The 12898-nt window shown below is 65.5% G+C and carries 13 protein-coding genes; 11 read left to right on the top strand and 2 right to left on the bottom strand.

Translation table 11 applies throughout. The features are described 5' to 3' along the window. Positions 1-7: 7 nt before the first annotated feature. Genes CRO48_RS07790 through CRO48_RS07760 form a run of 7 tightly spaced genes read left to right on the top strand, consistent with a single transcriptional unit; the run spans position 8 to position 7786 of the window. On the top strand, positions 8-1240 hold the full coding sequence (locus tag CRO48_RS07790; RefSeq protein ID WP_097137869.1) for a 3-methyl-2-oxobutanoate dehydrogenase (2-methylpropanoyl-transferring) subunit alpha: 1233 nt from the start codon (positions 8-10) through the stop codon (positions 1238-1240). Between the two features lies 1 nt (position 1241). After that, positions 1242-2255 (top strand): alpha-ketoacid dehydrogenase subunit beta, encoded by a 1014-nt coding sequence (locus CRO48_RS07785; protein WP_097137867.1) that lies wholly within the window; start codon positions 1242-1244, stop codon positions 2253-2255. A gap of 3 nt (positions 2256-2258) precedes the next feature. After that, positions 2259-3590, top strand: coding sequence for a dihydrolipoamide acetyltransferase family protein (locus CRO48_RS07780; RefSeq protein WP_097137865.1), 1332 nt, complete (start codon positions 2259-2261; stop codon positions 3588-3590). 4 nt (positions 3591-3594) lie between these two features. Beyond that, positions 3595-4992: a dihydrolipoyl dehydrogenase gene (gene lpdA / locus CRO48_RS07775; RefSeq protein ID WP_097137863.1), complete on the top strand. Its 1398-nt coding sequence runs from the start codon at positions 3595-3597 to the stop codon at positions 4990-4992. After that, positions 4976-6067 carry an enoyl-CoA hydratase/isomerase family protein gene (locus CRO48_RS07770; protein WP_097137861.1) on the top strand — a complete coding sequence of 364 codons (1092 nt, stop codon included), beginning with the start codon at positions 4976-4978 and terminating at the stop codon, positions 6065-6067. The genes lpdA and CRO48_RS07770 overlap by 17 nt, the downstream gene beginning before the upstream one ends. A gap of 24 nt (positions 6068-6091) precedes the next feature. Continuing rightward, positions 6092-6988 (top strand): 3-hydroxyisobutyrate dehydrogenase, encoded by an 897-nt coding sequence (gene mmsB / locus CRO48_RS07765; RefSeq protein ID WP_097137859.1) that lies wholly within the window; start codon positions 6092-6094, stop codon positions 6986-6988. 27 nt (positions 6989-7015) lie between these two features. Next, complete coding sequence (locus CRO48_RS07760) at positions 7016-7786, top strand: enoyl-CoA hydratase (protein ID WP_097137857.1); 771 nt, start codon at positions 7016-7018, stop codon at positions 7784-7786. 84 nt (positions 7787-7870) lie between these two features. Here CRO48_RS07760 and CRO48_RS32095 read toward each other — a convergent pair whose 3' ends face one another. Both CRO48_RS32095 and CRO48_RS07750 read right to left on the bottom strand, forming a co-directional pair. Further along, entirely contained in the window at positions 7871-8200 is a 330-nt protein-coding gene (locus CRO48_RS32095) for a hypothetical protein (RefSeq protein ID WP_176526684.1), read from the bottom strand. A gap of 54 nt (positions 8201-8254) precedes the next feature. Beyond that, the gene (locus CRO48_RS07750) at positions 8255-9346 is read right to left on the bottom strand and encodes a calcium-binding protein (protein ID WP_176526683.1); all 1092 of its coding nucleotides are present in this window, start codon (positions 9344-9346) and stop codon (positions 8255-8257) included. Between the two features lie 147 nt (positions 9347-9493). Between CRO48_RS07750 and CRO48_RS07745 the strand changes: the two genes are divergently transcribed. The 4 genes from CRO48_RS07745 to CRO48_RS07730 all read left to right on the top strand — a co-directional run bounded on the left by CRO48_RS07745 (position 9494) and on the right by CRO48_RS07730 (position 12828). Continuing rightward, a complete protein-coding gene (locus CRO48_RS07745; RefSeq protein ID WP_176526682.1) occupies positions 9494-9850 on the top strand; it encodes a PepSY domain-containing protein in 357 nt (118 codons plus the stop codon). Continuing rightward, positions 9847-10509, top strand: coding sequence for a response regulator transcription factor (locus CRO48_RS07740; RefSeq protein WP_097137850.1), 663 nt, complete (start codon positions 9847-9849; stop codon positions 10507-10509). Before CRO48_RS07745 ends, CRO48_RS07740 begins: the two co-directional genes overlap by 4 nt. Next, positions 10506-11852 carry a sensor histidine kinase gene (locus tag CRO48_RS07735; protein WP_097137848.1) on the top strand — a complete coding sequence of 449 codons (1347 nt, stop codon included), beginning with the start codon at positions 10506-10508 and terminating at the stop codon, positions 11850-11852. The genes CRO48_RS07740 and CRO48_RS07735 overlap by 4 nt, the downstream gene beginning before the upstream one ends. 148 nt (positions 11853-12000) lie before the next feature. Next, on the top strand, positions 12001-12828 hold the full coding sequence (locus CRO48_RS07730; protein WP_097137846.1) for an alpha/beta hydrolase: 828 nt from the start codon (positions 12001-12003) through the stop codon (positions 12826-12828). The last annotated feature ends 70 nt before the right edge of the window (positions 12829-12898 follow it).

Here is a 12898-nt window from a genome sequence, read left to right as displayed (position 1 = left end):
ACACGGCATGACCGATGTCCCGCATCTGAGCCTGCATGTTCCGGAGCCTGCCGTCCGGCCGGGCGGCCAGCCGGATTTTTCCAACGTGAAGATCCCGAAGGCCGGCTCCGTGCCGCGGCCGCCGGTGGACGTGGCGTCGGAGGAGATCCGCGATCTTGCCTACTCCATCATCCGCGTCCTGAACCGCGACGGCGAGGCGGTCGGGCCCTGGGCCGGGCTGCTCTCCGATGAAGAGCTGCTGACGGGCCTGCGCAACATGATGAAGCTGCGCGCCTTCGACGCGCGCATGCTGATGGCCCAGCGGCAGGGCAAGACCTCGTTCTACATGCAGCATCTCGGCGAGGAGGCAGTGAGCTGCGCCTTCCGCAAGGCGTTGGTGAAGGGCGACATGAACTTTCCCACCTACCGGCAGGCGGGACTGCTGATCGCCGACGACTACCCGATGGTCGAGATGATGAACCAGATCTACTCCAACGAGGCCGATCCGCTGCGCGGCCGCCAGTTGCCGATCATGTATTCGTCGAAGGAGCACGGCTTCTTCACCATCTCCGGCAACCTCGCCACACAATACGTGCAGGCAGTCGGCTGGGCGATGGCATCGGCGATCAAAAACGACACGAAAATCGCTGCCGCCTGGATCGGCGACGGCTCGACCGCCGAATCCGACTTCCATTCGGCGCTGGTTTTTGCCTCCACCTACAAGGCGCCGGTGATCCTCAACATCGTCAACAACCAGTGGGCCATCTCCACCTTCCAGGGCATCGCCCGCGGCGGCTCCGGCACGTTCGCCGCCCGCGGCCTCGGTTTCGGGATCCCGGCGCTCCGCGTCGACGGCAACGATTATCTCGCCGTCTACGCGGTGGCGAAATGGGCGGCCGAACGGGCGCGGCGCAATCTCGGCCCGACGCTGATCGAATACGTCACCTACCGCGTCGGAGCGCATTCGACCTCGGACGACCCGAGCGCCTACCGCCCCAAGACCGAATCGGAGGCCTGGCCGCTGGGAGACCCGGTGCTGCGGCTGAAGAAGCACCTGATCGTCCGGGGCGTCTGGTCGGAGGAACGTCATGCCCAGGCCGAGGCCGAGATCCTCGACGAGGTGATCCAGGCGCAGAAAGAAGCCGAGAGCCACGGCACGCTGCACGCCGGCGGCAGGCCCTCCGTGCGTGACATCTTCGAGGGCGTCTACGCGGAGATGCCCGCCCACATCCGCCGCCAGCGGCAGAAGGCAGGGTACTGACATGGCAAGAATGACAATGATCGAAGCCGTGCGCAGCGCCATGGACGTCTCCATGGGCCGCGACGACGACGTCGTCGTCTTCGGCGAGGATGTCGGCTACTTCGGTGGCGTCTTCCGCTGCACCCAGGGACTGCAGGCGAAGTACGGCAAGACCCGCTGCTTCGATGCGCCGATCAACGAGTCCGGCATCCTCGGCACCGCGATCGGCATGGCGGCCTACGGGCTGAAGCCCTGCATCGAGATCCAGTTCGCCGACTACATGTATCCGGCCTACGACCAGATCACCCAGGAAGCGGCCCGCATCCGCTATCGCTCCAACGGCGACTTCACCTGCCCGATCGTCGTGCGCATGCCGACCGGCGGCGGCATCTTCGGCGGCCAGACGCACAGCCAGAGCCCCGAGGCGCTGTTCACCCATGTCTGCGGCCTGAAGGTAATCGTCCCCTCCAACCCCTACGACGCCAAGGGCCTCCTGATCGCCGCGATCGAGGACCCGGATCCGGTGATGTTTCTGGAACCGAAAAGGCTCTACAACGGCCCGTTCGACGGCCATCACGAAAAGCCCGTCACCCCCTGGTCGAAGCACGAGCTCGGCGAGGTGCCGGACGGCCACTACACCATCCCGATCGGCAAGGCCGAGGTGCGCAGGCAGGGAGAAGCCGTGACCGTGATCGCCTACGGCACCATGGTCCATGTCGCGCTCGCAGCAGCCGAGGAAACCGGCATCGATGCCGAGGTGATCGACCTGCGCAGCCTGCTGCCGCTCGACCTCGACACGATCGTCCAGTCGGTCAAGAAGACCGGCCGCTGCGTCGTCGTGCACGAGGCGACGCTGACCTCCGGATTCGGCGGCGAGGTGGTGTCGCTGGTCCAGGAGCACTGCTTCTATCACCTCGAGGCGCCGATCGTCCGCGTCACCGGCTGGGACACGCCCTATCCGCATGCACAGGAATGGGACTATTTCCCCGGCCCCGCCCGCGTCGGCCGGGCCTTGAGAGAAGTGATGGAGGGCTAAGGGATGGGCGAATTCATCATCAAGATGCCCGACGTGGGGGAGGGCGTGGCCGAGGCCGAGCTGGTCGAATGGCACGTGAAGCCCGGCGACCCGGTGCGCGAGGACATGGTGCTCGCCGCCGTCATGACCGACAAGGCGACCGTCGAGATCCCCTCCCCGGTCGATGGCACCGTGCTCTGGCTCGGCGCCGAGGTGGGCGACACGGTCGCCGTCAAGGCGCCGCTGCTGCGGATCGAGATTGCCGGCGAAGGGTCTGCCCGGGCGGATGTCGCTGCAGGCGGGGAAGCGGCGGAGAAGGCGGAGCCGGCCACCGATCGGGCCGGTGAGGAGCCGCCCGCGAAGGCGCCCGTCGGGGAGGTACCGCAGCCTCGTCCCACCGCTTTCGAAGCGAAGACGCTAGAAGCGCCACCGCCGCAGCGGGCCGCTGCCGCGCCCGTGCCGCGCGACATACGCGAACCGGTGGAGAAGCCGCTCGCCTCGCCCGCCGTCCGCCTGCGGGCGCAGGAGGCCGGCATCGACCTGCGCCAGGTCGCGGGCACCGGGCCTGCGGGCCGCATCACCCATGACGACATCGACCAGTTCCTCGCACGTGGCGCTCAGCCGGCCGCAGCCCCCGCCGGCCTCGCCCGCAAGACGGCCACGGAGGAGATCAAGGTCACCGGGCTTCGCCGGCGCATCGCAGAGAAGATGCGCCTTGCCACCACGCGCATCCCCCACATCACCTATGTCGAGGAGGTGGACGTCACCGACCTCGAGGACCTGCGCGCGACGATGAATGACGGCCGCAAGCCCGACCAGCCGAAGCTGACGATCCTACCCTTCCTGATGCGGGCGATGGTGAAGACACTGGGCGAGCAGCCGGGTATCAACGCCACCTTCGACGACGATGCCGGCATCATCACCCGAAGTGCGGCCATCCATATCGGCATCGCCACCCAGACGCCGGCAGGCCTCACCGTCCCCGTCGTTCGCCACGCCGAGGCGCGCACGATCTGGGACAGTGCCGCCGAACTCACCCGTCTCGCCGATGCAGCCCGCAATGGGACCGCTGCGCGCGAGGAGCTTTCCGGCTCGACCATCACCATCACCTCGCTCGGCGCGCTTGGCGGCATCGTCACCACGCCCATCATCAACCATCCCGAAGTGGCGATTGTCGGCGTCAACAAGATCGCCGTCCGCCCCGTCTGGGACGGCACGCAGTTCATTCCGCGCAAGATCATGAACCTCTCGTCCAGCTTCGATCACCGGATCGTCGACGGATGGAACGCGGCGACCTTCGTCCAGCGGATCAAGGCCCTGCTCGAAACCCCCGCTTTGATCTTCATCGAAGGCTGATCGAATGAAAGAGATCGTCTGCAAGCTTCTCGTCATCGGCGCCGGCCCCGGCGGCTACATCTGCGCCATCCGCGCCGGCCAGCTCGGCGTCGACACCGTCATCGTGGAGGCCGTCAAGGCCGGCGGCACCTGCCTCAATGTCGGCTGCATTCCCTCCAAGGCGCTCATTCATGCCGCCGAGGAATTCGACAAGGTTCGCCAGATGAGCTCGGCCTCGGATGCGCTGGGCATCTCTGTCGGGCAGCCGAAGCTCGAGCTCGCCCAGACGGTGCGCTGGAAGGACGGCATCGTCGGTCGCCTGAACAGCGGCGTGCTGGGGCTGCTGCGCAAGGCGAAGGTCAAGATCGTCCACGGGCCCGCCCGCTTCCGCGACGGCAAGACCGTCGAGGTCGAGACGGAAACCGGTACCCAGCTCATCCGCGCCGAGACGGTGGTGATCGCCACCGGCTCCGAGCCGGTCGAACTGCCCTTCCTGCCTTTCGGCGGCCCGGTGATCTCGTCCACCGAGGCCCTGTCCTTGACCTCCGTGCCGAGGCGGCTCGTGGTTGTCGGTGGCGGTTACATCGGCCTGGAACTCGGCACAGCCTTCGCCAAGATGGGCAGCGAAGTGACCGTCGTCGAGGCGACCCCGCAGATCCTGCCGCAATACGACGCCGAGCTGGTCAAGCCGGTGGCCAAGCGCCTTGCCGGACTCGGCGTGCAGGTCCTGACCGACACCAAGGCCAAGGGGCTGGCCGGGCAGGGGGACGCGCTAGTGATCGAGACCGCCGACGGCAGAGAGCAGTCGCTGCCCGCCGACAGGATCCTCGTCACCGTCGGCCGCAGGCCGCGCACCGAGAACTGGGGGCTGGAGGAACTCGACCTGGACCGTTCCGGCCGCTTCATCCGCATCGACGAGCGCTGCCGCACTTCCATGCGCGGCGTCTACGCGATCGGCGACGTCACCGGCGAGCCGATGCTCGCGCACCGGGCCATGGCACAGGGCGAAATGGTCGCCGAGATCGTCGCCGGCCGTAAACGTTCGTGGGACAAGCGCGCCATCCCCGCCGTCTGCTTCACCGATCCGGAGATCGTCACCGTAGGCCTGTCGCCGGAGGAGGCCCGCGCTCAGGGATACGAGGTCAGGATAGGCCAGTTCCCCTTCAACGCCAACGGCCGGGCCATGACCACCGAGGTCGAGGACGGCTTCGTCCGGGTGGTGGCGCGCGCCGACACCAACCTGGTGCTCGGCCTGCAGGCCGTCGGCGCCGGCATCTCCGAGCTTTCCAGCGCATTTTCGTTGGCCCTCGAAATGGGCGCGCGGCTGGAGGATATCGCCGGCACCATCCACGCCCACCCCACCCGTAGCGAAGGCCTGCAGGAGGCCGCATTGAAGGCGCTTGGCCATGCCCTCCACATCTGACCCCGCAACGACGGCCGCGGCCGCGGCAGAGATCCAGACGCTCGTCGAACGGACCGGCGCGCTCGGCCGAATCCGGCTCAACAGACCGAAGGCGTTGAACAGCCTGACCTTGGCGATGGTGCGCGACATCGAACGGGCGCTGGACGACTTCGAGGACGACACGCAGGTCGCAGCGGTGCTCGTCACCGGCGAGGGCGAACGCGGGCTCTGCGCCGGCGGCGACATCCGCATGATCTATGATGGCGGCAGGGCCGGCACCGACGCGCCGGTCACCTTCTGGCGCGAGGAATACCGCCTGAACGCCCGGTTCGGGCGCCTGCAAAAGCCCTATGTCGCCTTCATGGACGGCATCGTCATGGGCGGCGGTGTGGGGGTGTCGGTCTATGGCAGCCACCGGATCGTGACAGAGCGCACGCGTCTGGCCATGCCCGAAACCGGCATCGGTTTCTTCCCCGATGTCGGCGCCTCCTGGTTCCTGACGCGGCAGGGTGGCGAGCTCGGCACTTACGCGGCACTGACAGGCGCTCAGCTTTCGGCCGGCGACGCCCTCGCCCTCGGCCTGGCGGATGTCTTTGTCCCGTCCGGTCGGCTTGCCACGCTGATCGAGGCACTGGCGGCCCTTCCGGCCGGCGCGACCGGTGCCGACGTCTCGGCAGCCATCGCCGCCCACACCGAAGCCCCGGAACCGGCGACCATTGCGCCGCACCGGCCCGATATCGACCGCCTCTTTGCCTTCGATGCCGTCGAGGAGATCGTTGAGGCGCTGGAGCGGGACGGTTCTCCCTTTGCGGAACAGACGCGCGCCGTGCTGCAGACGAAGTCGCCGCTGAGCCTGAAGGTCACGCTGCGGCTGCTGCGCCTCGGACGCGCGGCATCCTCGTTGGAAGCGTGCCTGGAAAACGAGTTCGCCGCCACCGCGGCCGTGCTCCGCAGCCACGACTTCTACGAGGGCGTGCGTGCCGCGGTGATCGACAAGGACCGCAATCCGCAGTGGCGGCCCGCCCGGCTGGCCGAGGTGACGGATGACGAGGTTGCAGCCTTCTTCCGGCCATCGTCCGAACCGCTCTTTCCGTAAGGCTAGGGGACAAGGAGAACGCAGATGACCTCGATCGCATTCATCGGCCTCGGCCACATGGGCGGCCCGATGGCGGCAAACCTCGTCAAGGCCGGCCATGACGTTCGCGGGTTCGATCTGGCCGCGCCGTCGCTGGAGCTTGCGCGGCAGAATGGAGTAGCAACATACCCCTCTCTTTCCGAGACGGTTTCGGGGGCGGGCACCGTCATCACCATGCTCCCGGCCGGAAAGCATGTTATCTCGGTGTGGCAGGAACTCATGGACGCGGTGTCCGCCGGCACGCTGCTGATCGATTGCTCGACGATCGACATCGACAGCGCCCGCGACGCGCATGCCCTGGCGGCTGCGAAGGGCTGCCCGGCGCTAGATGCCCCGGTCTCGGGCGGCACCGGCGGGGCTGCGGCCGGCACGCTCACCTTCATGGTCGGCGGCGCGGCCGGCGTCTTTGCCCTCGCCCGTCCGATCTTCGAGGCAATGGGCAGGAAGATCATCCATTGTGGCGATGCGTCTGCCGGCCAGGCGGCCAAGATCTGCAACAACATGATCCTCGGCATCAGCATGATCGCCGTCGGCGAGGCCTTCGTGCTCGGCGAAAAGCTGGGTCTCAGCCATCAGGCGCTCTATGATGTCGCCTCCGTTTCATCCGGCCAGTGCTGGTCGCTGACGACATACTGCCCGGTGCCGGGCCCGGTTCCGACATCGCCGGCAAACAACGCCTACGAGCCCGGCTTCGCGGCAGGCCTGATGCTGAAGGACCTCAAGCTGTCGCAGACGGCCGCGCAGACGACCGGTGCAGCCACGCCGCTTGGCGCGATGGCGGCGCAACTCTACCAGCGATTTGCCGACGAGGGCGTCGGGGAGAAGGATTTCTCTGGCATCATCAACATGTTGCGCGATAAGCCGGATACCGATGTCGCGTAGTCGCAGCTGGAAGACAGGAGAAGACCGTTGGACAAACCGATCATCGTCGAACGCCAGGGGCGCGTCGTCATCGTCACCTTGAACCGGCCGGCAGCGCGCAACGCGCTGAATTCGGAAATCATGCGGGCGATGGCCGAAGAGCTCGCCCCGCTCGACCGCGATACCGGCGTTGGTTGCTTTGTCCTGCGCGGCTCCGACAAGGCATTTGCCGCGGGCGCGGATATCAAGGAGATGGCCGATAAGTCGTTTTCGGAAATGTACAACGACGACTTCTTTGCTGCCTGGGATCGATTCGCAGCCTTTCGCACGCCGAAAATTGCCGCCGTCTCCGGCTACGCTCTCGGCGGCGGCTGCGAGCTGGCGATGATGTGCGACATCATCTTTGCCGCCGACACCGCCATGTTCGGCCAGCCGGAAATCAAGCTCGGCGTCATTCCCGGGATGGGGGGATCGCAGCGGCTGACCAGGCTCGTCGGCAAGTCCAAGGCGATGGACCTGATCCTGACCGGGCGGATGATGGATGCGGCGGAGGCCGAGCGCTGCGGCCTCGTCGCCCGCGTCATACCGGCCGACAAGCTGATGGAAGAAGCGCTGAAGGCAGCGGAGACCATAGCCGGCTATGGAAAAATGGCGACGACGGCGGCGCGCGAGGCGGTAGAACGGTCCCTGGAAGTGAGCCTGCGCGAAGGCATCCTGTTCGAGCGCCGCCTGTTCCATTCCCTTTTCGCCACCGCCGACCAGAAAGAAGGCATGGCCGCCTTCGTTGAAAAGCGCAGCCCGCAGTTCAAGGGCGAATAGCATCTCCGGCAACCACCGGCGGGAGGTGAGCAGGGCATTTTCACCACGCAACGCGGTCGCAATCGCCGCCCCGCGAAGCACCGTTCAATGATAGGCGTCCGTGGGCATTTCGTCGACGAGAATTCGAAAGGCGTCCTGCAGTGCGCTGACGAGCAGGTCGGTCAGAACGTCGCCGCTGCCGCCCTCGATCAGCAGCGCCAGGGTCTCGTTGCACACTTCGCCGTCATGGCGCACGTCTTCCGACATCATGTCGTCCTTTCGTCTTCCGGCCGCCCGATCGTGAACAGAATCGGCGCAGATTCGGTGCTTGTCGCAACTTTGCAGCGACAGGTCCATCGCCCGGAGATAGGGCGTCAATCTTGCGTTAACCTTGCCCCATGGTGGGAACCGGCGCGCCAGGACGAAAAATGCCACCCCGCTTTCGACGGGATGGCAAGGGATGAACAGCACCTCTGAGGCGATGAACGGTCAGGTAAACAGGAAATCGCCAGCCTTCAGTTCACCCAGCTTCGTATCCTCGAAGGTGAGCCTTGCACCGCCGAAATCGAAGCGCAGGTCGTCGCCGCCGTCGACAGCCGTCGCAAGTTGTACGAGATCGTCGAAATTCGAGACGCCGAGTGACTTGGCGACGATGACGGTGTCCGTTCCGGCGCGATAGTCCTCGATCTCCGTGATTCCGGTCTTGAAGACGAAGGTGTCTGCGCCGCTGCCACCCTTCAGCTCGTTGCGGCCATTGCCGCCGTCCAGCCAGTCGTCGCCGGCACCGCCTTCGAGGTCGTCGTTGCCATTGCCACCGTAGAGCTTGTCGTTGCCCTTGTCGCCATCGAGTTCGTCATGGCCATTTCCGCCGTAAAGCAGATCGTTGCCGGAACCGCCCTCGATCTCGTCATTGCCGTTGCCGCCGTAGAGCTTGTCGTTACCATTGCCGCCATAGATGTCATCATGACCACTGCCGCCCTTGAGGACGTCATTGCCGGAGTATCCCCAGATCTTGTCGTTGCCGGCACCGCCGCTGAACGTGTCGGCTTTGCTCGTACCCTTGAACTGGCCACTGGCCGCAGAAGCATCCGCGGACGCACCGGATGAGAAACCGAAATGCGAGGCCTTGAGGCTGGAGAGCTTCACATCTTCCAGCAGCAGCGTGTTGCCGCTGCCGAAATTGAACAGCACGTCCTCGCCCTCGTCCACCTGGCGGGCCTTGGTCATCAGCTGACTGAAGGACGTGACGCCCAGCGAGGCATCAAGGCTGATGGTGTCGTCGCGCGTGCTGAAGTCATCGATCTCGTCGCGGCCGGAGGAATAGACGAACAGGTCTCTGCCCGCTCCGCCTTCCATATCGTCATTGCCGCCGCCGCCGATCAGCGTGTCGTTGCCGCTGCCGCCTTCGAGCTCGTCATGGCCCGCGCCTCCGTCCAGCCGGTCGTTGCCGGCACCGCCCTCGAGATCGTCATTGCCGGCAGAGCCGTACAGCTTGTCGTTGCCGTTGCCGCCGTAGATGTCGTCGGCCCAAGCCGATCCCTTGAGAACATCGGCTCTCGTCGTGCCCTTCAGTCTGGCCATATGCAGCATCCTTTCGTTTTGCTTGAGGCGCCACCGGCCGGACCGGACCGGCGCCGTTGAATGGCCGGACCTTGGCCGATTCTGCCTTTTGGCAAGCTGACAGCGCCTGTCAGCGAATTGTCAGCTTCTCCCCGCTATGCAGGAGGCATGACCCAGAAAACACATGTGAAACGCCTCGGGCTGCGGCTTCTGGCCGCCTGCGCCGTGCTTTATCCTGCGATGGCGCTGAGCGAGGCATCGCCGCCGGACGTCGACGATGTCGACGACACCCGCGAACATTACGAAGCGCGCGAGGCCCTGCGGAAAGGCGAGGTGCTGCCACTGGATAGAATCATCGAGGTCGTGCGAAAACAGTTCCAGGGCGATATCATCGAAATCGAGTTCGAACGGAACGACGGGAAATATGTCTACGAGATCGAGATCATCGATCCGTCGGGTCGCGTCGTCGAGGTCGAGGTCGATGCGAAGACCGCGGAAATCCTGGACGGCGAGGATGACGATTGAGACTGCTGGTTGCGGAAGATGACAAGCGCATTGCCGAGGACGTCAGAACCGTTCTGACGGCGGCGGGCTATGCCGTCGACGTGACGCATAACGGCCAGGACGCCTGGTTCCGCGGCGATACCGAGGACTATGGCCTCGTCGTGCTCGACCTGGGCCTTCCTGGCATGGACGGTATCAGCATCCTCAAGCAATGGCGCATGAGCGGCCGGCACATGCCCGTCCTTGTGCTGACGGCCCGCGGAAGCTGGGCCGAGCGCGTCGAGGGCATCGATGCCGGCGCCGACGACTATCTGCCGAAGCCCTTCCAGTTCGAGGAACTGCTGGCCCGCATCCGGGCGCTTATCCGCCGTTCGGTCGGTCACGGCGCTGCCACCATCGAGGTTGCCAGTCTGGTCGTCGATACCCGGACAATGCGCGTCGTCGTCGATGGCATGCCGCTGAACCTCACGCCCTTCGAGTATCGTCTCGTCAGCTATCTCGCCCATCATCGCGGCCGTGTCGTGCCAGCCTCGGAGCTGCAGGATCACGTCTATGGCGACGACTTCTCCAGAGACGGAAACGCACTGGAGGCGATGATCGCAAGGCTGCGCAAGAAGCTCGGCAGCGACGTGATTTCGACACGGCGCGGGTTCGGCTACGTCATGGGTGACAGCGTGTGATCTCGCGCCATTCCCTGCGGCTTCGTCTGGCTCTTGCGGGCGCCGCCTCGATCAGCGTCGCGCTCGTCATCGCCTTTTTCGGCTTGTCGTTTCTCTTCGAGAAGCATGTCGAACGCCGGGTGGTGGACGAACTGCGCCTTCATCTCGACCAGACGATCGCGGGCCTCGGGCCGGACCGGAACGGAACGGTCGAAATGATCCGTCCGCCGATAGACCCCCGTTTTCAGACGCCGCTCTCCGGCCTCTACTGGCAGATTGAGGGCGATGGTTTCGAGCGCCGGTCGCGTTCGCTGTGGGACGAGGCGTTGGATCTTCCGCCCCTGTCGACTTCCGCACCGCGCGAGTTTTCGCTGAAGGGACCGGCCGATGCCAATCTCCTCGTGCTTGCCCGCGAGATCATTCCGCGCCAAAGCCTCGGCGATCGCCCGATCATCGCCGCCGTTGGCATAGACCGCTCCGACATCGCAAGGGCGACCGCAGCGTTCCGCCGCAATCTTGCGCCGTTTCTGGCACTTCTGGCCGCAGTCCTGATGGCTGCGAGCCTCGCCCAGATCCTGATCGGCCTGAAGCCCCTGTCGGACTTGCGCTCCCGTATCGCGACAATCCGCAGCGGCGAGACGCAACGCCTCGGCACCGATTTTCCCGACGAGGTTCGGCCTCTGACGGCGGAAGTGGACGCACTGCTGGTCTCGCGCGACGACCAGCTGAAAAAGGCGCGGGAACGGGCATCGGAACTTGCACACGCCTTCAAGACGCCGCTGCAGGCACTGTCAGGCGACGTGTTGCGGCTGAAGCAACGTGGGCAGACCGAAGCCGCCGCCGAGATTGAGGCACTCATCCAGGTGATGCGCCGGCTGGTCGATCATGAGATGGCGCGCGCGCGCATGGCGGGCCAGCCGCATGCGATACGCTCCGATGTCAAGCGCGCGGTCAGCAATGTTGTCTCCGTCATCTGCCGTACGCCGGCCGCCGAAGCTATAGAGTGGACGGTGGATGTGCCGAACGGGCTCTACGCCCGCCTCGACGCCGACGATCTTTCCGAACTGCTGGGCAATCTGACCGAAAACGCCGTGCGCTACGGCCGCTCGGCAGTTTCGATAGCCGGCGCGCGGGACGACAATTCGATCCTGATCGAGATTGCCGACGACGGGCCTGGAATTCCGGAGGAAAAACTCGGGCACGTGCTGCGTCGCGGCGCGCGGCTCGACACTAGCAGCGGAGGCGCAGGTCTCGGCCTCGCGATCAGCGAAAGCATCGTCCAGTCCGTCGGCGGAGACCTCCAGCTCGCTAATGGATCCCCGGGCCTGCGCGTTTCCATACGCTTGCCGGCCGCGGACGGTTGAACCCGGCGGCCGAAAGGACCGTCCAGGGTCCAGACTGCATCACCCGGATGGTCGAGTTGCCGACGGGGGATGCGACCGCTACCTTCGATCGAAATGCGCATTCCTGAGCCAGGCACTCGCCTGACGCCAGAGGAATACGGAGGCTCGGATGAGCGTTTTTCAGGTGATCCTCGGCACGCTGGCGATGGTCGCCGTTGCCGTATTCGGCAGCGTCTGGGCGCTTCAGACCTATGGCATCTATCGCTTCGATCCCAATCCGAGCATCCCGACCGCATTCGGCCTGCCCGAGACGGTGCGCATCGTCAGCTACCTGTCCGAGGACGGAGCACCGGTCCACGCCTGGATCGCCGATCCCGCCCCCGGTCGACCCGTCATGCTCGCACTTTACGGCAACCAGTCGAGCATTGGCGCCTCGATGGCCCGTATCCTTCCGCTGATCGATGCGGGATATGGCATCGTGATGATGGAGTATCGTGGCTCCGGCGCCACCGCCGGAACACCGAGCGAGAAAAACTTCTCCCGCGACGCGCGCGCTCTCTATGACCAGCTGGATACCCTCCTCGGCCGGCCCGTCCTGCCACAGGAACGTGTCCTCTACGGCTTCAGCCTCGGCACCGGCGTCGGCAGCCGCCTCGCGGCCGAGCGCCCGTTCGGAGCGGCCATCTTCGAGGCCGCTCCCTACCGCAATTGCCTGTACCTCGAAGACCACTATTTCGGCCTCCCCCTGTGCCGCCTCATGTGGGCCGAACGCTACGACATCGTCGACCGTGTGCAGGACATCAAGGGGCCGAAGCTGTTCATTCATGGCGCAAGGGATCAGGCCTTGCCCGTCGAACGCGCACGCCAGCTATTCCAGGAAGCGCCGGACCCGAAAGAATATGTCGAGCTTGAAGGCGGCCATGCGGACCTGCACAAGCACGGCCTCTTCCCCGCGATCGAAGCGTTTCTGCAGCAACACCTGCAGCCCGCCGATTAGTCCACCGCAGCGCAAACCGGCTCAGCCCGAAAACGAGGGGACCTTAGCCAAGCAGACGGCAACGCCCTTC

Source organism: Rhizobium subbaraonis, assembly GCF_900220975.1.
Lineage (GTDB): Bacteria > Pseudomonadota > Alphaproteobacteria > Rhizobiales > Rhizobiaceae > Mycoplana > Mycoplana subbaraonis.
The sequence above is the reverse complement of the archived record's forward strand: the minus strand, read 5'-3'. Positions and strand labels throughout refer to the sequence as shown.

Coding starts and splice junctions, on each gene's coding strand:
- CRO48_RS07790 (WP_097137869.1), top strand. CDS start 8: ATGACCGATGTCCCGCATCTGAGCCTGCATGTTCCGGAGCCTGCCGTC.
- CRO48_RS07745 (WP_176526682.1), top strand. CDS start 9,494: ATGACCCAGAAAACACATGTGAAACGCCTCGGGCTGCGGCTTCTGGCC.
- CRO48_RS07785 (WP_097137867.1), top strand. CDS start 1,242: ATGGCAAGAATGACAATGATCGAAGCCGTGCGCAGCGCCATGGACGTC.
- CRO48_RS07750 (WP_176526683.1), bottom strand. CDS start 9,346: ATGGCCAGACTGAAGGGCACGACGAGAGCCGATGTTCTCAAGGGATCG.
- CRO48_RS07770 (WP_097137861.1), top strand. CDS start 4,976: ATGCCCTCCACATCTGACCCCGCAACGACGGCCGCGGCCGCGGCAGAG.
- CRO48_RS07780 (WP_097137865.1), top strand. CDS start 2,259: ATGGGCGAATTCATCATCAAGATGCCCGACGTGGGGGAGGGCGTGGCC.
- lpdA (WP_097137863.1), top strand. CDS start 3,595: ATGAAAGAGATCGTCTGCAAGCTTCTCGTCATCGGCGCCGGCCCCGGC.
- CRO48_RS07730 (WP_097137846.1), top strand. CDS start 12,001: ATGAGCGTTTTTCAGGTGATCCTCGGCACGCTGGCGATGGTCGCCGTT.
- mmsB (WP_097137859.1), top strand. CDS start 6,092: ATGACCTCGATCGCATTCATCGGCCTCGGCCACATGGGCGGCCCGATG.